The sequence below is a fragment of the Dellaglioa sp. CoH-57-MRSF-18 genome (assembly GCF_056781995.1).
On the sequence record NZ_JBXAXX010000178.1, the window covers coordinates 1 to 310 of the forward strand.

Here is a 310-nt window from a genome sequence, read left to right on the forward strand (position 1 = left end):
GGGTCCTTGGTACCAGCTGAGCATTATCGGTAAAGCTGGTGGAGGTATGTCGCTCAATGTTATCGACAACTCCATAACGTCGGGCACAGGAACGTTCACGTGGACCGGTTCGAGCGCGCCTGCGGGCTTCGGCCAACCGCTGACTAAATCAGGCTTCATGCATCTGTGGGTTATCGATGATAACGCCAACACCACCACGGTACGCCACAATGGCAACATCGTATCGGAGAACACAAAGAACGGTGGTTCTGGTTACGGGCGTCGTCACCATGACTTCGTAGCATTCAACGCGGGTGACACTGTTCAGTGG

The 310-nt window shown here is 54.5% G+C and carries 1 protein-coding gene; it reads left to right on the plus strand.

Annotated features, from left to right (window positions below):
• Positions 1–46: 46 nt before the first annotated feature.
• The coding region (locus AC1RPG_RS08630; protein ID WP_464238036.1) for a hypothetical protein at positions 47–310 on the plus strand (264 nt) is incomplete at its 3' end.